The organism is Methanoculleus nereidis, from assembly GCF_032944295.1.
Classification (GTDB): domain Archaea; phylum Halobacteriota; class Methanomicrobia; order Methanomicrobiales; family Methanoculleaceae; genus Methanoculleus; species Methanoculleus nereidis.
In genome coordinates, this window is the sequence record NZ_JABFFQ010000005.1 from 100,468 (window position 1) to 117,776 (window position 17,309).

A 17,309-nucleotide genomic window follows, 5' to 3' on the forward strand; every position below is an offset into this window, starting at 1 on the left:
ATCGGATCATGTTATGGCCTCGAAATTGATTTTCTATGGTTAACTGCCGTACCGGATGTCAGGGGCAATTTCTCGCCCGCCACCAACTGGAGATATTCCCTCACCTCATCCCCGATTTCCTCGTGAGTAAGAGCGAAATCGATGATCGCCTGGACATACCCCAGACGGTCGCCAGTATCGTAGCGTTTCCCGCTGAAGAACGAAGCATACACGGGTCGACGACCAGAAAGGTGCTTGATTGCATCGGTAAGCTGGATCTCCCCCCCAAAGCCCGGCTGGACCTCCTTGAGGCATTGAAAGATATCAGGGGTGAATATGTATCGCCCCATTACACCAATCCGTGAGGGTGCGTCTTCAAGCCTCGGCTTCTCGACGATATCTTCAACGAAATACAGGGAGGGATCAAGAGGCCGCCCTTGAATAATTCCATAACTGCCAACTTTTTCAGGAGGGATCTCATTCACAGCGATGACCGGACCCTGGGTGCGACCGAAGACCTCGATCAGTTGCCGTGTGCAGGGTATGGTGTCGACAATGATATCATCACCGAGGAGAACGGCAAACGGCTCATCGCCGATGTGCTTTTCCGCTCTTAAGATGGCATCACCTAGCCCCCGGGGCTCTTTCTGCCTGATATAGTGAATATCTACGAGAGATGAGATCTCCTGGACCATTTTAAGCGTCTCGCTCTTATGATGCTCCCGGAGGTGCATCTCCAGTTCCGGAGAATCATCGAAATAATCCTCTATGGCCCGCTTGCCCCGGCCGGTGATGATGATCAGGTCGTCAATCCCGGAGGCGACCGCTTCCTCAACAACATACTGGATGACCGGCCGATCGATCAGGGGGAGCATCTCCTTCGGCATGGCCTTGGTGGCAGGGAGAAACCGGGTTCCAAGACCTGCAGCAGGGATGACGGCCTTGCGCACCTCCGTCACCAGCATACCCCCTCGTAGATCGCAGCCTGCCGGCGGGGAGCCTCCAGGCGGCGTCCGTCAATGACGATTCTGCCATGGTAGTCCAGATCCTCAAACTCCTTCCATTCTGTGAGGATGAGGACAGCATCGGCCTCAAGGACCGCACCGGCAGAGGAGGCATAAGTTATCTGCGGGAAGACCCGCCTGAAGTTGTCCATCGCCGCAGGGTCATAAGCGATAACCCCGGCACCAGATGAAAGGAGCCCGGTGATGACCGGCAAAGCCCGGCTCTCCCGGATATCGTCGGTATCCGGTTTGAATGCAAGGCCGAGAACCCCTATGGTCTTCCCGTCAAGGTCAGGAATATGCTTCTTCAGGAGGGCAAGAAGACGCAACGGTTGAGTCTCATTGGTCTTGAGCACCGCATCGAGGATGCTCAGGTCTTCGCCGTGCGCTCGTGCACCTGCAACAAGGGCCCGAACATCTTTTGGGAAGCACGACCCCCCAAAGCCGATCCCGGTCCTGAAAAATGCCGGGCTTACCCGGCTGTCCATACCTACGCCCAGAAACACATCGCCTGAGTCAATCCCTATCGTCTTACAGAGGTTCCCGATCTCGTTCGCAAAACTGATCTTTGTGGCGAGGATAGCATTACTGGTGTACTTGATCATCTCGGCCGTTCTGCTCGAAGCCACAAGCACCCTGGAATCGATAGAGGCATAGAGGGCCTTGAGAGCGTCGGCAGTCCGGGGATCATCCGCCCCGATAACAATCCGATCCGGAGAGAGGAAATCATGCACTGCATTCCCTTCCCGGAGAAATTCCGGGTTCGAACCGAGTCCGAAGTCAACGCCCGCTTTCTTGCCGGAAGTGTATTCCAGTATATGCCGGACACGATCGTCGGTCGTTCCCGGAAAAACAGTACTCTTTATGATAACAATATGGAAGTCCTCTTTTTCCCTGAGTACTTCACCGATCTCTTCGCATACGCGGAAGACGTACGTCAGATCGATAGAACCATCAGCGTTTGAAGGGGTGCCCACGGCAACGAAGGTGATATCCGTATCATGTATGGCGGCCCGAAGATTCGTTGTCGCGCGGACACGTTCCCGATTTTTCTGCATGAGGGCTTCAAGCCCGGGTTCATAAATGGGAGACCGACCCTCGTTGATAAAGTCGACTTTATCGGAGTCGACATCAACGAGGGTGACCTCGTTACCCATGTCAGCAAAACAGACACCGGTTACGCATCCGACATAGCCGCATCCTATGATTGAGAGAGAGTAACTCATGTGAACATCTTCGTGGGGTTATTTTTCATCGCAACGACGCTTTGCGGATAATTTTCAATGAACCAGACCATGAATGCAGTAACATCTATTTTGTCGTTCAATAAGCGCTTCTGTTTCTCTCGTCCTTTCGTCTTGAGGGCTGGATCCTGGAGCAGTTCCACTGCCTTCTCAATCGAATTCTCCTGGCTCGATTCATCCAGCTTGAAATTATAGACGAGATTATAGTCCCTCTCTTCTTCGTCGGTATACCCGCGACCGGCGAAGTCACAGAATATCGCGTGTGTCCCTAAAACAGCGCACTCTGATGCCATGGTTGCGCTCTCACCATAGAGGAGGGTTGCGTAGTAGAGTAGATCGTGCATTTTTTCCGGGGAAACTGAGATTCGATATTTCTCAAATTCTTCCGGCAGCGGTTTCTCCGAGGTGATAAACACGCGTCCATACTTTTCAAATTCATGGACTGCCTTTCGTTTGGTATCCAGCGTAAGGCCGTTATATCCAACGTCGTGGCTCGCCCCCCAGGAAACGAAACGGACGATGATGAAGGGGTCGCCCTCGGCGAGACCGAGTTCGGTGAGGACAGCGGGGTTGGGGGTGAAGCGATCTGGGTGGAGGTAGGCGAGTTCGTGGTAGCCATTATATCGGACCTGCTTTTCACCGAGATCTCTCGTATAGCAGGAGGGGGTACAAATTGTTGTTGTGAAAGGATACGACAATTGATCTTGCAATTTACCGTGCTCCGTATCGTTGAATAAAATTGAGGGCCTGCGTAGTAGCCATGAAACGTGTGCAATATACACATTTCCCACCCCGCCGATCAAAATATCCGGTTGAAACTTACTTGTCACAGAATACAGTTCTGCATCGATTTTAAACATGTTTATTGCTTTTTTAATATTGTTGTTTGCGTAATCTCCCACTTTCACATATGGTATTGAGTATTTATCGAGCAATGCAAATGTTACCTCTTTATTTCGAGAGGTGACCAGCACATCATGGCCTCGTGCTTCTAATAGATGAATCGCATTTCTAAATTGATGAACGTGGGCTGGGTGCCCTATATCTATTAAAATTCTCATATTAGTCCATTCCCTAGGTGAGAGTGGATTAGATTAATTGTCTCACGAGCATGCTCTTTAGTGGACACACCTACGACGACAGACTTGATGTTTGGCAACGAGAACAGGTACTCATACGCTTCTTTCGGCGGTATGTAACCTGAAGCAAGCGTACTCATTGCTAATACATCAACTTTATAATTTTTTAGGCACTCTTCGCACGCTGCCTTTGAGGGATTCATTTGGAAGCCTATTTTGTTAAAAGATGACATAACTAAAGGTTTTGGCAGCCCCCATTCCTCAAAAGCCTCAACTAACTTTACAAAATTCACAGTTCCAAATGCAGGGGTGGCATTATAGTTTTCTTTAATGTAATCAATATAAAATTCAAATATATTCTGGGCCTTAAATGCTAAAGCTAGATCCGTTAGAATGTTATGGAGAAATATCGATCTCGTATTAAATTTATTAAACGGCAGCAGTTCTAAATCAATCATTGTCGAGAGAATATCAGTGTGATCTTTTTTCAGATATCCCATTCCACCTTTAAATAGTATTTTGAATTTCTTTGATGTATTTGCAGAACTCAGGGAATCTGTAATCATTGTAACAAGCCCTTGCTCATTGGCTTTTCTGATATACCCTTGTGCATAGGGGATAAGGGGGTAGATATTAATGTTATTCGACAATTCAGGTTTTGTACTGATTGCTGCCAGAATTTCTCTTGATTTGGGGTGAGTAGAGAGCATCATCCCCCTTTCACCTTGCTCAAGGAAAGTATCTAGAATATCAAGGATTCTTTGATTGTCTTTAAAGAGAGATGCCTTATTTCTTGCTCTCTCTTGAGAAAAATGGTCCACTCCGATAAACTGATTATGTCCCAGTAAAATCCTATCAATAGTCATGAGTATTCACCCCCATTTCGGCTTTATTGCTTGCAGTTTTATAAATCTCCTCAATAACTTTTTGAACTGCAAAACCTTCGAAAACATCAAGATCTGTTTTCACGTTTTTCTTTACACACTCGACCATGTGCTTATCTTCCATCGTGTACTCTGGCCCCCCAAGGTCAAAATCCACTCCACTGACAAAATCTTGTTTATAATACTCTTTCCAAGCATTATCGGCATCAGTGAATATTTTTATGTAGTCATCAGTGACAACAAACATGCCTCTGGAACAATGTACTTCAATTTTAATTTCTGGTAGTCGATAATTCCGAACGCTCCATGAAGTATCGATTGTCCCTTCGATACCGCTATTAAATGCGATATATGCATGTGCAAAATCTTCTACATCTGAAGAATAGTAACGCTTTGTTCCCCCCTGGACATACGAATAATCGCCAAAGAACCACAGAAGCAGATCTATCAAATGCGTCCCTAAGGTATTTAAGACGCCTCCTCCACTTATCCCTTTATCATATCTCCACCCTCTGCCCCTTGAAAATAGCTGGGATACATACATTGTTGAGTTAAAATAGATCATTTCTCCCAGTTCTTTATTGTCAATAATCTGTTTTGCCATTTTAAATGTGCTAACAAAACGTTTTGAGTAACCTATCATATTTGTAACATATGTCTTCTGGAGCAACTCTAACAGCGGGGCACAACTTTCCGTATTAATGCCCAGGGGTTTTTCAACAAAAAACGGAATGCCATTGTTAACGCAATTCACTGCGACTCTTGGGTGCAATGACGTTGGCGTAGTTATGTATACGACATCTAAATCTTCTTTTGAGAGCATCTCCTCGTAGTTATCATAGGCATTGATTCCTGTGAGCTGATTCTCAATAAAGTGGGTGATTAACTTTTGCGTATCTGCTACTGCCTTAACTGATACACCGTTTAGGTTATTGAGGATCCCGGCATGCATAATGCCCATTTTCCCCATCCCAACAACGCCAACGCTTATTTCTTCGTTCATTTTAATCCTCCATGATCTCTATAATGCCAATTGCATAACTGTCATAGTTCATCAACAACACAACCCCTCATCTTGGCTGTTACGAGGTGTTTTATGAACGCCACATCCCTTTCCCGGGTGCAACTTTTTGAGATAGTGTACCCGGGCAGGGTGGCTAATACTGACTAGTATTTTCATCCTCAGTACCACCCGTAACCCTGCCTCTCTGCGACCGTATCGAAGAGCATCGCAAACGAGAGGAACATAACCCCCATCATAAACGCCAGCATCGAGAGAGCACCATGAACGAAAAGAACAGGGTATCCCCAGACCAGCTTTTCCCACAGCGTAATCGCCCCACCCACTACCCCGATCGCTGACAGGATCGATCCAAAGAGGTAGAATAAGACGAGGGGGTGGAAGCTGAGTATCACATACTTCATCTTGAGCCGCCGGAGAAATGTCCGGAGGAGAAGGTTTGAAACCCGAACGATATACCGGCCGTATTTGATGGTAGATTTTTCGTTGCCGTATTTCGCAGGATGAGCGATATTCTGTATCCGGAAGCCGTGAATGTTCAGTCTGACCAGCCGATCATTTAAGTAACCGTACCTGGGGTACATATCCTTGAATTCAATGCTTTCAAGGGCACGGCGAGAGATCGCGGTGTAGCCGTTCTGGGGGTCCATCATGGACCAGTAGCCCGATGCAATCTTTGTAAGGAACGTGAGCATTGCGTTGCCAAAGAACCGCCACTTGCTCATGCGGCCTCGATATTCAGGGGAACCAAGGCGGTTCCCAAGGGTGAAGTCACATTTTCCATCAACGATAGGATCGAGAAACTTAGAGAGGTACTGGGGATCCATCTGGCCGTCGCCGTCCATGGTTGCGACAACATCTATCCCGTCACTGAGAGCCCGGGAGTAGCCGGATATAACTGCGGCCCCTGGCCCCTGGTTCGGGTTCTGGTGGATGGGAACAACCCGGGGGTTGTGTTGGGCGTAGTCGTCGATGATCGCCCCGGTCATGTCAGTCGAGGCGTCGTTCACTACATAGATCCTTGCGACAAAATCCGGGATACCATCCAGTGTTCCCTGGATCAGTTCCTCCTCGTTGTAGGCCGGGATCACCACGGCGATCCGCTTCCCGCGGTAGCGGGGCCCGTCGGTCGGGCTCCTCGCGGCCGGCGCCCCGGCGACCTTCATGCCGCGGACCTGGGCCAGGATCTCGGAGCCGGCGGAGACGCCGTTGCCGCCGATCCGGATCGCCTCGATCGCCTTCCGCCCGTAAGCCCCGAATCCTCCGGGAGCCGTGGTGTCGGGAACCGTCGTTCCGCCGGCCTCGCCGGCAGAGCCGATGACGACGTCGTTCCCCTCCCGGAGCTCCGCGAGCAGCCGGGGGATCGCGGCCGGGTCGTGCCGGGCGTCGATGATGACGAGCTCCTCCGCACCGAGGTCCCGGGCGGTCGAAAAGATCGTCCGGAGCGCCCCGCCGTAGCCCTTGTTGGTCTCATGACGGACGACGATCGCGCCGAGCGCCCCGGCGATCGCGACGGTCTCGTCCGTCGAGCCGTCGTCGACGACCAGGACTTTATCCGCGTGCCGGGCAGCGCCGAGGACCGTCTTCGCGATGTAGGCCTCCTCGTTGTAGGCCGGCATGGCAACAAGGGTCCGGACGGCCCGCTGCCCCTTCGGCCAGGTCGCCGGGTCGTCGACGAGGAGGACCGTCTCCTCATCGAGGTCCACCTCGGCCGTGCCGGTGTGGCTCGCGGGGGTGCGGGTGCGCGTGGTCATCGCGGCGCCTCCCGGGAGTGCGCCGGCTCGGCAGGAGTGCTCTCCGGGCGGGAGAGGTTCGGGTGATCGGTGGAAGGGAACATGGATATCGGAGGCGCTGGTGACCGGAGAAGGCTCACTTGATAGGATAACTGCCACGGATGTGGTAAAAAACATGTCGATATCGTTCGCGAGCCCGGGATGACAATCATGCAAAACTGACCCGTTCCGAAGGCAAGAACGGCGGCGCCGGCCGGCGAGGATCGGCGGAATTCCCGGGCGCGGGGACGAGAATCGGTATTAAAGCGTTTCTGAAAATAATCGTTCCCGAAATGCCGTTTGATCAGATATAATCACGCAGAATCCCCCCTATCGGGAAAAATCATTCACGCGGCGCGCCGATGGGCAGGACGCCGGGTCCACGGGGAGGGAAGAAGCCCGGGTCCTCCGTTGCGCGCAGAAAACGCAGCCATAACCAGGTGGTGCGAGCACCGGGCGGCTCCATGGAGGAGCTGCGTACCGGCCGGTCTTCGGGAGCCGCGTTCACTCCCCGGGAGTGCGGCGGGCCGACCATAGGATTCAGGAAGCGGTGACGAGCCGGCCATGGAGCCCGGGAAGCGGTGACGAGCCGGTCTCCTCCGGTGCCGCGAACCTACGGACCGCCGGCCGGGAGCATACAACGAAGCCGGCGATCGAACCCCGATCAGGGCGTGTGCCCATGGAGAGGGACCGGGCGCAACGATGCCATACCCCTGCCGGCCGCAACTCCCCGGGTGGATATGGGTGAGAGAGATCGGGCAGAGCGCCCGGGAGCCTCGACGAACGCCGCGCAGGGAGGCACGGCAACTCTCCGGGCGGCCGCTCGCCGGCTTCCCGGATGAGGAGCTCGACCCCTATACCGCGAGGGATGTCAGGGTTGCGTACTGGTGAACGAGGTACTAGGGTATATCTACACAAAGGGCGAAATTACACTTAACGCACCAGAACCTGCGAGGATGGTATAACATGGCCCAGAAGATCGAGTTAGGCCTCTACCTGGAAGGCGACGACGCCCGCCGCTTCGAGGAATACATGGCGGACCCCGACCGGTACGACACCCCGGAAGGGCGGGAGATGACCACGGTCGGGTACGTGCCCACGGAGAGGAACTGGTAAAATCCATCCGCTGAACGACCACCCCATTCCACTCCTTGTGCGCTCAAGATGCCCCCGGAAAGCTTCCCTACGACCTCGGACACCAGGTTGCCAAAGATATCCCTATCGGATATCTCCTTCGAGCGGCTCACCGGGGATCATGGTATCGCATCCTTCTCCTGCAAAAACCAGGAGCTGAATGACTACCTGGCCGCCGACGCGCTGAAAACCAGGATGCTCATGTTGCTGTCACCTATCTCGCCATCTACAACGGAACGCATGTAGGCTATTTTTCAGTCTTAAACGACAGTATCATCAAGAAGGACATCGATTCTGAGGACGATAAAGAGTGGTATACCCACTCTTATTATCCTGCAATCAAGATCGCCCGGTTCGCTACACATCAGGAGTACGAAGGAAGGGATATTGGGCGAGCCATGTTAACCGTGATACGTTCGATAGCAACGGAAGTATCGAGATACTCCGGGTGTTGCGTTCTCACCGTCGATGCCAAACCTGATGCCGAATCATTTTACGAGAGGTTTGGATTTCACAGAGTTTTGAAAACCAGGAAGAAGAACACCATACCAATGTATCGCTGCAACATATTCTGAGATCCCGGGTAGGATCACGTCATGAGGGTTTCACGGCATAGAGAGGCCTTAGCATCCCCTGTATTGCAGGTAAGTCGTTTCCTCAGGCCCCCTCACCCCGGCGGCGGAGCGAACGAAGGTTGATGGTCCCTGCACCCCATAAAGAGATGAGGAGGTCACAGCAGTTGGGCGCAGAGCATTACATTGTCGACGAGCACGGCAACCGGGTCGCAGTCATTCTCCCCCTGCAGGAGTACGAACAGCTGCAAGAAGACCTTCACGACCTTGCGGTTGTAGCGGAGCGGCGCGACGAGCCGGCCATAGAGTTCAGCGAGTCCAGGAAGCGGTAATGGCGGGATGCGCGATCCGCATCAAGGCAAGCGTCAAGAGAGATATCGCGGCATTGCCGCACGATATAGTTGCGATGGACCGCAGCACCGGAGTTCGAGCACCGAAGGTGCAGAGGACGAAGGACGGAGCGCCCGGAGTTCGAGCACCGAAGGTGCAGAGGACGACGGCCCTCTGGGCCAGAGTTCGAGCACCGAAGGTGCAGAGTGTGAAGGACGGAGCGCCTGGAGTTCATGTCTCATGAACAACATGTTCACAGATCGAAAACAACATCTCCTCCCTACCACAAACACCTCCTGGGATCATGCTCAGAGAGATCTTCAAGACGGAAGAACGCATCCGCATCCTCCGCCACATCAGCCTCAGGCAATCGGCCACGGTCGGAACAGTCGCCCTCGCCACCGGCGTCTCCAAAGGGCTTGTCTCCGGCTACCTCAATATTTCCGATAGACGTTGCTCCGGTTGCCGACATCGATCACGGCAATAACCATCACATTGTCCTCGAACACAAGAATGATCCGGTACTGTCCCACACGAAAAGAATACAACGGACTATTCGGATGTCCTTTCAGTTTTTTGGCGTACAGGCGAGGGTACGGCTCGTCTGCCAGGGCGTCGAGTTCGTCCTTGATTCGTTGGGCATCAAGGTCCGGGAGTTTATTGAGTTTCCGCTCGGCCCCTGGCAGGAGGTGAAGCCGCCAGATCATTTAAGGCCACGTTCCCGAGCATACTCTTCGAAGGGGCGACCCCGACCGGCCCGCATGTCCGCAATGCTTTCTTCGATCTCCTGCAGGGTCTCTTCGGAGAGCGGTTCCGGATCGAAGAACGCGTCCAGGATACGATTGAGTGTCTCGTCATAACTCTCCCGAGGATGCGTTTTCAGGGTATCCAGGCGGGACTTGGTCTCGGGTTGGAGCTGGATCGTCGTTGCCATAACTACCCATAGGTTACCATAAGGCATAAAGATTTTGTCAGGGCTCCGTTCAAAATAATGGGCTGAGGATTCCCGCGACTTGAGTCGTGGGAGGAATCGGCCCTCCACATATCCCGATACACGTTCACCTCGCGGCGGTATTCTTTATGCCGGGCGAGCGCCAATCGAGACGGTGTATGCAATCGGTGACTGAGTTGCGGTTGTTTGCGTCTCCCGACGAACGACGGCTGCTGTTCGCCACGATGGAGCGGTACAATGCGGCCTGCAACGCCGCCTCGCCGGTTGCCTTTTCTGAGGGGCAGTTCTCTGACCGTGGGCTCCAGGCCAGACGGTATCATCGTATCCGGGGGACCTTCGGGCTCTCGGCACAGATGACCATTCTTGCCCTCCGCAAGGTTGCCGGGAGTTATCGGAGCACCCGGGAGGCGATCAAGGAGCAGAACAAGATGCTCGCCGCTCTCGGCAAACTCTTGAAGTCTCTCACCGAGATCTCGTTCCGGGAGCACGGGGCCATCTGTTACGATGCCCGGGTACTCTCCCTCGGTCGGAACCGGGTAAGCATCTGGACGCTGGGCGGCCGGATCAACCTCCGGTACAGCAGGCGGTCTTTGAATGACAAAAGTCCTGTTTGACGGCTCGGTCTTCCGGTCGTCCGGCCCCATCGATCTCGAAGCAAGAAATACACCATCACAGTACACCTCTCCCCGGAAGAGCCCGACAAGGATCCCGCTTTCGAGATCGCGTCGCTTGCCGTAGATACCCATATCCCCGACCTTGCAGAGGAGCACGACCACTATCTCTACGGATCGCCCAAACGGGTTGCTCATGAGTAATGACAGGTGTTTTCTCGATCGCGGGCGAGGCCGGCCTGCCGGATGATCGCTCGCAATATCCCTCTCCCGGGTGGACAACGATACTTCTTCCATCAGAGTGCTGCAGAATGATGTGACTGCCCCTCTGCCGGTTGACACTCTCCACGGCTAAAGCCGGGAGATTCTTGATTCGTTGACCGGGACGTGCACCGCCGGGATTGGCGGTGTAGTGGTCCCGATCTCCACAAGCGTCGATTCGGGTGTGCCCCACCCTACGGATGCTCGTTTCAGGATATTTTGTGCGGCGTTCAGATCCCGGGGGACGGTGTAGCCGCAGACCGGGCAGGCATGGGTTCGCTGCCAGAGATCCTTCTTCTCCCGGTGCCCGCAGACGGAACAATCCTGTGTCGTATAGGCCGGATCGATCAGATGCACATACGTACCAGCATTCGCAGCTTTGTAGCGTATGAACTCTCTTGCTTTGTACCACGCGAGTCGAAGCCTCCGGCTTCTCCCGCTCCGGCCCATCGCGGCATCGAGAATAGACTGGGATCTGCCGCGGAGTTTTGCATCCAGCGATTCGACCATCGGTCTGATGTTCAGGTGTTCCAGGGCGATAAGATCGTAGTGGTCAACGTAGTATCGGCTCCACTTGTGCAGGAAGTCGTTTCTCCGGTTCTCGACCTGCTCGTGGATCCGGGCAACCCTGATCCGCTGTTTCCGGCGGTTCCGGCTCCCGTCCGCGGCCCGGGAGAGTTTTCTCTGGGCCCGGCGGAGCCTTTTTGCGGCCTTCATGACGTTGTGCGGGTGTGGGAAGACCGTTCCCTCGGTGTCGGTGGAGAAGTTCTCCAGGTTCAGGTCGATCCCGACCGCCCGGGTACCGGTCGTGGGTTCAGGGGTGTCCGGGGTCTCGGAGATGACCGCCACAAACCACTTGTGGGCCGGGGTGTGCTTGACCACAATCTGCTTGATCCGTCCCGGCACCGGGCGGCTGAGCTCGATCCGCATCTCCCCGATCTTGCTCAGCCAGAGGTGGTTGCCCGTGAGCTTGAACCCGCTTTGCTCGTAGATCATCGAGTGGACCCACTTCTTCCGCAGCTTGCCGACCTTTCTCCCCTGTTCCTTCAGCTTTCTGAGAGCACGGAGGTTGTGGACGATCTGCTGGACGACGTTCTGCAGCACCTTGCTGTGGACTTCCTTCAGCTCGGGGTACTCGGTTTTCAACGTCGGGAGACAGGAGTCCTGGTAGACCTTATTCTCAAGACACCAGTTCCGGACAAAGGCACACCTCGCAAAGCTGGCGAACAGCCTCCCGGCAATCTTCTGCGAGGGGTAGATCCGGTACCGGGCGACGTGGCGCATTGCGGACTCCAGGGATCCATTGGCGCTCATCAGGCTATAATCTGTTCCGGGCGGGGTGAACGTGAACGAACCAGGGGGTGCAATGCATCCCCACGGCTCAAGCCGGGGGCTTTCTTGCACCTTGAACCCCGGATCTGTAAGCTGTGAAATACCTATCGTGGCTGCTCCTCCTCCTCTCGTCGGGAGCATCCTGGGTCACCCCTGAGATTGCAGCCCCAATCTCATAATATTGATCGACGCATTCCATCACGATGATACGCTTTTCCTGAAGAACAAGAAAACCCTGCGCTCCCATTCCGGGAAAAATAGCGGGCCTACGCCGAAGGTGATCACCCCCGCCGTTCGGGCGGAGCAGTTCACCGGGAGAAGAGCACGGTCCCCGTCTCCGCTGCCCGGCGGGCGAGGGGATTGCCGAGCTCGCTCACCGTGTAGGGGAAGAGGTCGACGCCGATCCCGATCCCGGAGAAGTACGTGAGGTAGGCGGAGACCCGCTCGAGGAGGGGGCGTTCGTCGTGTGCGAGGACGATCATGATATCGAGATCGCTCCCGGGAACGGCCCGCCCCTCGGCGAACGACCCGAAGAGGACGACACGGAGGACGTTCTGGTCGTCTGCCAGCCTCTCCACCACCGCTCGTAACCGTTCCCGGACAAGGTCCGCATCAAGCCAGAAGACCGTCACAGAAGTCAACTACCCCCGACTGAAGTCGGGGGCATGATACCGTAGGTGGCACCATGCTCTTTACAGGCTTGCGATTCCACCTCTCCCCCGGTGTCAAGGGAGCAGACCGCAATAGGCCGGTTGACGGCGGCCCTGGCAGCAATGTTTTTGGCTGCGTTGATGTCGGCGTTCTCGGTATGCCCGCACGCGAGGCAGCGGAACGCTGCCTGGTTCGGGCGGTTACCAGGGTGGACGAACCTGCAGGCACTGCACTGCTGGCTCGTATACGCCCCACTGATCACCTGCACCCGGACCCCCGCCCGGCGGGCCTTGTACTCGATGAAAGTTCGGAGCTGGTGGAACGCCCACTTATGATGTCGCTCGCGCTGACCCTTCATAACCGTGGTCCGCAGGAGGATGCCCTTGAGGTCTTCTAGGGCGATCCCCCGCTTCGTGCCTTGTGCCGCGCAAATGATCTGCTTGCTGATAACGTGGTTGGTATCGATCTTAAATCGGCGCTCTCTGCCGGCGATCTTCCGCAGTCTCCGCTTGGCCGACCTGGTCCCGGTCTTCTGGAGAACCCCCCGGAGTCGGCCGTAGCGCTGCCGGACCATCTCGGTGGCCTCGCTGGAGAAGGTTGTTCCGTCGCTCGTGGTGGCGATGTTCACTACTCCGAGATCGACCCCGAGGTACTCGGAGGGTTCGGCAGGCTCGACGTCAGGAGTCTCCACGGTCGCGTAGAGCCAGAACGCTCCGTCCTGGTAGACAAGATCCGTCTGCTTGATTGTCGCGACCGCCGGGAAGTACGCGGGCTTGCTATACCGGAGTTTGATCCGGCCGTCCAGCGTCCAGATGCTCACTCTATTCTGGCCGAGGGAGAGCACCCGGGCATCGTAGCAGATGGCCCCGTGCTCCTGGAACGAGAGCTCGGTGAGGGACTTTCGGGGTTTGCTGAGAGCCGCGAGCACCTTGTTCTGCTCCTTGATCGCCTCCCGGGTGCTCCGGTAACTGCCGGCAACCTTGCGGATGGCAAGAAGGGTCATCTGCGCCGAGAGCCCGAACGTCTCCCGGACGTGGCGGTACAGCCGCTTCTGCAGGCCGATGTTGGAGAACTCCCGTTCAGAAAAGGCAACCGGGGAAACCGCGTTGCAGGCTGCATTGTACCGCTCCATCGTAGCGAACAGCATCCGCCGTTCGTCGGGAGACGCAAACAACCGCAACTTCGTCACCGATTGCATACAACCCATCTATGAGTTTTCCCAGGGCATAAAGGATGTCTGTGCGGGGCGAAAGTGTATCAGGATATGCCAAGGGCCGATTCCCCCCACGACTTAAGTCGCGGGAATCCTCGGCCCATTGTCTTGAGTGATCCTTTCCGCACCACTGACTGCATCGTCTGCATCCTGGTGAAATAGTCTGCCGGCTTCCCCCGGGAAAACCCGTCCGGGTAGCGGGCCGGAATATACAAGCGGTCGAGACCGCGTGCGATCCGGAAGAGGTCGGAGGGGATCTCCCGGCCGGCTGCCCGGAGACCATCGAGGAGATCGAGAACGGAGTGGCCCCACGCAACCGCCCCATGCTTCTGGTAGACCGCCTTTATCGCCTTCTCGGCAGCCTGCTGAGAGATAAAGCAGGCCCATTCGAAGAACCCGGTATCCCGGGCCTGCCCGGCCATGGCGAGATCCCGCCGCGCCTGCTCCATCCAGTCCGCACTCCGCTCGGGCATATCGTAAGAGGTTATAGAGGCGCGGTTATATGAATGTAGGGTTGCGTGCCGGGCCGAGCGGTTCGGACCCACCCCGTGAGGGGCTATCTCCGGGTCGCCGGCGGTGACGCCCGGGGGATCTGCCCTGTCGCTTCCCTGAGCGCGACGGCAATATCCGCAAAGCAGAAGGAGACCTCACCGGCGACGGCATCCCGGAGCCGTGGTCTCAAAGCCCCGGCCCCCGGGAGGCCGGGAGGAGAACCGCGGCGCACTTATATCTTCGAAGCGACAACTCATGGTAACCGTCAGGCAGAGACCATGGATGCGAATATGCAGGAAGCGGAACGGTGGCTGCGGCAGGGGGAGAGGGATCTCATCAGTGCACAGAACAGCTGCCGGTCGGGCGACTTTGAATGGGCCTGTTTTCAGGCGCAGCAGAGCGCGGAAAAAGTTCTAAAGGCCCTGCTGTATGCCCGCGGATTCCGGAAGATCCTGACGCACTCGGTCTACGAACTGATAAGAGAGGTCGGTGCGTTCGAACCTTCACTCCTGGAACTGAAGGCCGGCGCGAAGGTGCTCGACAGCGCCTACATCACGACCCGCTACCCGGACAGCATCGCAGGAAACCTGACGCCGTCGGAGTACTACGATAAGGAGGATGCCGAGGAATGCATCGAGTACGCGGACTCGATCTGCACTGCCGCGAGGCAAGCGCTCTCTCGGTAATCGAGCAGGTCCGGGACCTTGCCCGGAAGATCCGGGCACGCCGGCACGTCTCCGCCGTCATCCTGTACGGGTCGTTTGCCCGCGGGGATTTCCACGAGGGGAGCGACGTCGACCTGATCATCGTCGGGGACTTTCGCGAGCGGTTCCACAAGCGGGCGGCAGCCATCCTCGACCTCACCGATCTCCCGGTCGAGCCGATCTGCTACACCGAGGAAGAATTCGCTGAACTGGTCCGGAGCGCTAACCCGTTCATCCGGGAGGCGCTGGCTGAGGGCGTCCGGGTGTAGGCACGGACCCCGACGATCGGGCTCCCCCCGGATAGTTCCATGGCATCGGTTGCAATCGACCCGGCATGGGAACGGAGGCAATTCAAACAGCAGCCTCCGACCCCGTCGAAATGCATTTAAGAGCGCCGGCGATGGCCGCCTGTCATGACCGGGAGGTGTTGAGAGAGTACAGGAGAGCGAATCCCAACAAACGACTCGTCCTCGACACCTTCAGCTCGCATCATGCCATCGTGGTCGGACAGTATGCCGCCGGCAACGGCATCCGGCTCGTACATCTCCCGCCATACTCACCGGATCGGAGTCCCATCGAGCAGGTCTGGCGGGCGATCAAGCGGGGGAAGTCTCGGCGACGTCCGTCACGGGCTATGAACACGTGATTGCCACGATTACACGGGCATTTGAGAAACTGGCGGCGGAAAGAACCTATCGGGAGAAATGGATGAAGATATTCCTGAGTCCAATATATGCTGCAAAGATGGTGGGCCAGTAACTATAAAAAGAGGATCAGTATAACCCGTATTTGCTGTGCGCCAGGTTTATTCCCATCACATCATCTATGAGGACGCGCTTGTTTTCGTCATCAATACGATAGAATGCGGTGTGTGTCATCGATACGTGAAGGCGATACGTGTGTTTCTTAGAACCCTTGAGGAGTTTCTTGTTGCATCGCTTGGTTGTCTTTTTCAGAAATTCTCCAAGGCATAAAGAGATTACATCTTTCACAGGTACCAGGTCTTTTTTCGGTATTTGTGATAGGTATTTGAACGCTTCCTCACTGAAGATTAGTTCATGCACCTTTGAATACCTCTTCGAAGGTGTAAAACTTAGATTTCTTCTCGATTTTATCTAGATCGGCATCCAGTTTTTCAACATCCCAGTTTTCATCGTCGACCATCTGAGATATTACATCATCGTATGTCATGTTCCCCTTCTTCAGCTTCTTCAGCTTCTCCTGGGTCGCACGGCTAACACGGATACTCACCATGTCAGAATTATTTGGACTTGCGCTCTGAGTCATAGATATTGATAATCATTTCAATGACATTATGTTTCTGCCGGTGACGTCTTTGCCGACACGAGCTGTGAACCGTGGTGGCGGCTCGCGGGGAGTGCGACGGACGGAACGCCCGGAACTCGAGCGCCGATAGGTGCGATGGGCCGAAGGAACGGCATGCAAGCGAGAACACCCGGAGGGGATCGCAGGCTACCCGGTGGTTCGGAGGACGCCACCCAAACGATCAGCCCGGTCATATGGCCGCGAAGAAAAACCCTCCGAACCCCATCGAGATGCACTTAAGAGCGCTGGCAAGGGACTACCAGTCATGACCCCGGCTGTCACCCTCGATGAACTCTATCTAAGGCAAACTTGAGATCAAGAAGATCCAGGAGACAATGGTCCGGCGGGAAGATCTTGACACCCTCCTTGATACCATCGAGATTTTCAGCAATCCCGAGACGATGGCGACGATACAAATGAGCGAGAAAGATATCGGGAGATCCCTTCGATAGATGGCCTCCTCGCGGGCGAGGCCTGCCTGATAGCGATAACGGGCGGATCCCGTAGTGGTGAGCGCGTGGCCGATACGGAGCCGGCAGATAGCCTTCCGCTCCCGGGAGCCTGCACGAGCAAGCCCCCGCTAAATAAGGCAAACTTAACGTAGACGTGGGAAGCCCTCTCTAAGTTAACAAAACGTAACGTAGACGAACCCCGGAGAGTGGATCCGGACATCCGGGAGAGCCTCCGGATCAAAGTCTCCCCCTGCCCAAATCTCCTCACCCGCCCGTCACAAAATAATATAATTTCA

General features: G+C 55.3%; 22 protein-coding genes and 1 pseudogene. 8 read left to right on the forward strand and 15 right to left on the reverse strand.

Annotation, left to right across the window (positions count from 1 at the left end; all coding sequences use genetic code 11):
* Positions 1–11 precede the first annotated feature (11 nt).
* From galU to HL657_RS07975, 6 genes are all read right to left on the reverse strand, one after another.
* Entirely contained in the window at positions 12–944 is a 933-nt protein-coding gene (gene galU / locus HL657_RS07950; protein WP_317296289.1) for a UTP--glucose-1-phosphate uridylyltransferase GalU, read from the reverse strand.
* On the reverse strand, positions 935–2,209 hold the full coding sequence (locus HL657_RS07955) for a UDP-glucose dehydrogenase family protein (RefSeq protein WP_317296290.1): 1,275 nt from the start codon (positions 2,207–2,209) through the stop codon (positions 935–937). The genes galU and HL657_RS07955 overlap by 10 nt, the downstream gene beginning before the upstream one ends.
* Positions 2,206–3,288, reverse strand: coding sequence for a DUF354 domain-containing protein (locus HL657_RS07960; RefSeq protein WP_317296291.1), 1,083 nt, complete (start codon positions 3,286–3,288; stop codon positions 2,206–2,208). The genes HL657_RS07955 and HL657_RS07960 overlap by 4 nt, the downstream gene beginning before the upstream one ends.
* On the reverse strand, positions 3,285–4,172 hold the full coding sequence (locus tag HL657_RS07965) for a hypothetical protein (RefSeq protein WP_066958755.1): 888 nt from the start codon (positions 4,170–4,172) through the stop codon (positions 3,285–3,287). The genes HL657_RS07960 and HL657_RS07965 overlap by 4 nt, the downstream gene beginning before the upstream one ends.
* Positions 4,162–5,193, reverse strand: coding sequence for a Gfo/Idh/MocA family protein (locus HL657_RS07970; RefSeq protein WP_317296292.1), 1,032 nt, complete (start codon positions 5,191–5,193; stop codon positions 4,162–4,164). Before HL657_RS07970 ends, HL657_RS07965 begins: the two co-directional genes overlap by 11 nt.
* 179 nt (positions 5,194–5,372) lie before the next feature.
* Positions 5,373–6,965, reverse strand: a complete 1,593-nt coding sequence (locus HL657_RS07975; protein ID WP_317296293.1) for a glycosyltransferase family 2 protein — start codon at positions 6,963–6,965, stop codon at positions 5,373–5,375.
* Positions 6,966–7,727: 762 nt separating this feature from the next.
* Here HL657_RS07975 and HL657_RS07980 point away from each other — a divergent pair.
* The 4 genes and pseudogenes from HL657_RS07980 (at position 7,728) to HL657_RS07990 (ending at position 9,021) form a co-directional block, all read left to right on the forward strand.
* A complete protein-coding gene (locus HL657_RS07980) occupies positions 7,728–7,874 on the forward strand; it encodes a hypothetical protein (protein ID WP_317296294.1) in 147 nt (48 codons plus the stop codon).
* 75 nt (positions 7,875–7,949) lie between these two features.
* Entirely contained in the window at positions 7,950–8,099 is a 150-nt protein-coding gene (locus tag HL657_RS07985; RefSeq protein ID WP_317296295.1) for a hypothetical protein, read from the forward strand.
* A gap of 239 nt (positions 8,100–8,338) precedes the next feature.
* Positions 8,339–8,692: pseudogene (locus HL657_RS13450) on the forward strand (GNAT family N-acetyltransferase); the annotation flags it as partial.
* 164 nt (positions 8,693–8,856) lie between these two features.
* The gene (locus HL657_RS07990) at positions 8,857–9,021 is read left to right on the forward strand and encodes a type II toxin-antitoxin system Phd/YefM family antitoxin (RefSeq protein ID WP_317296296.1); all 165 of its coding nucleotides are present in this window, start codon (positions 8,857–8,859) and stop codon (positions 9,019–9,021) included.
* Between the two features lie 432 nt (positions 9,022–9,453).
* On the opposite strand, the gene HL657_RS07995 is transcribed toward HL657_RS07990, so the two are convergent.
* Together HL657_RS07995 and HL657_RS08000 are read right to left on the reverse strand one after the other, a co-directional pair.
* A complete protein-coding gene (locus HL657_RS07995) occupies positions 9,454–9,726 on the reverse strand; it encodes a type II toxin-antitoxin system RelE family toxin (RefSeq protein ID WP_014868005.1) in 273 nt (90 codons plus the stop codon).
* A complete protein-coding gene (locus HL657_RS08000; RefSeq protein WP_014868006.1) occupies positions 9,723–9,953 on the reverse strand; it encodes a DUF7557 family protein in 231 nt (76 codons plus the stop codon). The genes HL657_RS07995 and HL657_RS08000 overlap by 4 nt, the downstream gene beginning before the upstream one ends.
* A 176-nt stretch (positions 9,954–10,129) precedes the next feature.
* Here HL657_RS08000 and HL657_RS08005 point away from each other — a divergent pair, with 176 nt between their 5' ends.
* Positions 10,130–10,585: a hypothetical protein gene (locus HL657_RS08005; protein ID WP_317296297.1), complete on the forward strand. Its 456-nt coding sequence runs from the start codon at positions 10,130–10,132 to the stop codon at positions 10,583–10,585.
* Positions 10,586–10,933: 348 nt separating this feature from the next.
* On the opposite strand, the gene HL657_RS08010 is transcribed toward HL657_RS08005, so the two are convergent.
* The 6 genes from HL657_RS08010 to HL657_RS08035 form a co-directional block, all read right to left on the reverse strand.
* Complete coding sequence (locus HL657_RS08010) at positions 10,934–12,157, reverse strand: RNA-guided endonuclease InsQ/TnpB family protein (protein ID WP_317296298.1); 1,224 nt, start codon at positions 12,155–12,157, stop codon at positions 10,934–10,936.
* Positions 12,158–12,224: 67 nt separating this feature from the next.
* On the reverse strand, positions 12,225–12,374 hold the full coding sequence (locus HL657_RS08015; protein WP_317296299.1) for a hypothetical protein: 150 nt from the start codon (positions 12,372–12,374) through the stop codon (positions 12,225–12,227).
* 109 nt (positions 12,375–12,483) lie between these two features.
* Positions 12,484–12,807 (reverse strand): nucleotidyltransferase domain-containing protein, encoded by a 324-nt coding sequence (locus HL657_RS08020; RefSeq protein ID WP_317296300.1) that lies wholly within the window; start codon positions 12,805–12,807, stop codon positions 12,484–12,486.
* Between the two features lie 5 nt (positions 12,808–12,812).
* Entirely contained in the window at positions 12,813–14,024 is a 1,212-nt protein-coding gene (locus HL657_RS08025) for an RNA-guided endonuclease InsQ/TnpB family protein (RefSeq protein ID WP_317296301.1), read from the reverse strand.
* A gap of 59 nt (positions 14,025–14,083) precedes the next feature.
* A complete protein-coding gene (locus HL657_RS08030) occupies positions 14,084–14,512 on the reverse strand; it encodes a HEPN domain-containing protein (protein WP_317296302.1) in 429 nt (142 codons plus the stop codon).
* Positions 14,513–14,595: 83 nt separating this feature from the next.
* Positions 14,596–14,721: a hypothetical protein gene (locus HL657_RS08035; RefSeq protein WP_317296303.1), complete on the reverse strand. Its 126-nt coding sequence runs from the start codon at positions 14,719–14,721 to the stop codon at positions 14,596–14,598.
* A gap of 88 nt (positions 14,722–14,809) precedes the next feature.
* Here HL657_RS08035 and HL657_RS08040 point away from each other — a divergent pair, with 88 nt between their 5' ends.
* The 3 genes from HL657_RS08040 (at position 14,810) to HL657_RS08050 (ending at position 15,881) form a co-directional block, all read left to right on the forward strand.
* Positions 14,810–15,217, forward strand: coding sequence for a HEPN domain-containing protein (locus tag HL657_RS08040; protein ID WP_317296304.1), 408 nt, complete (start codon positions 14,810–14,812; stop codon positions 15,215–15,217).
* Entirely contained in the window at positions 15,160–15,504 is a 345-nt protein-coding gene (locus HL657_RS08045; RefSeq protein ID WP_317296305.1) for a nucleotidyltransferase domain-containing protein, read from the forward strand. The genes HL657_RS08040 and HL657_RS08045 overlap by 58 nt, the downstream gene beginning before the upstream one ends.
* A 131-nt stretch (positions 15,505–15,635) precedes the next feature.
* The gene (locus HL657_RS08050; RefSeq protein WP_394804651.1) at positions 15,636–15,881 is read left to right on the forward strand and encodes a transposase; all 246 of its coding nucleotides are present in this window, start codon (positions 15,636–15,638) and stop codon (positions 15,879–15,881) included.
* A gap of 410 nt (positions 15,882–16,291) precedes the next feature.
* Here HL657_RS08050 and HL657_RS08055 read toward each other — a convergent pair whose 3' ends face one another.
* Positions 16,292–16,522 (reverse strand): hypothetical protein, encoded by a 231-nt coding sequence (locus HL657_RS08055; protein ID WP_317296306.1) that lies wholly within the window; start codon positions 16,520–16,522, stop codon positions 16,292–16,294.
* Positions 16,523–17,309 lie beyond the last annotated feature (787 nt).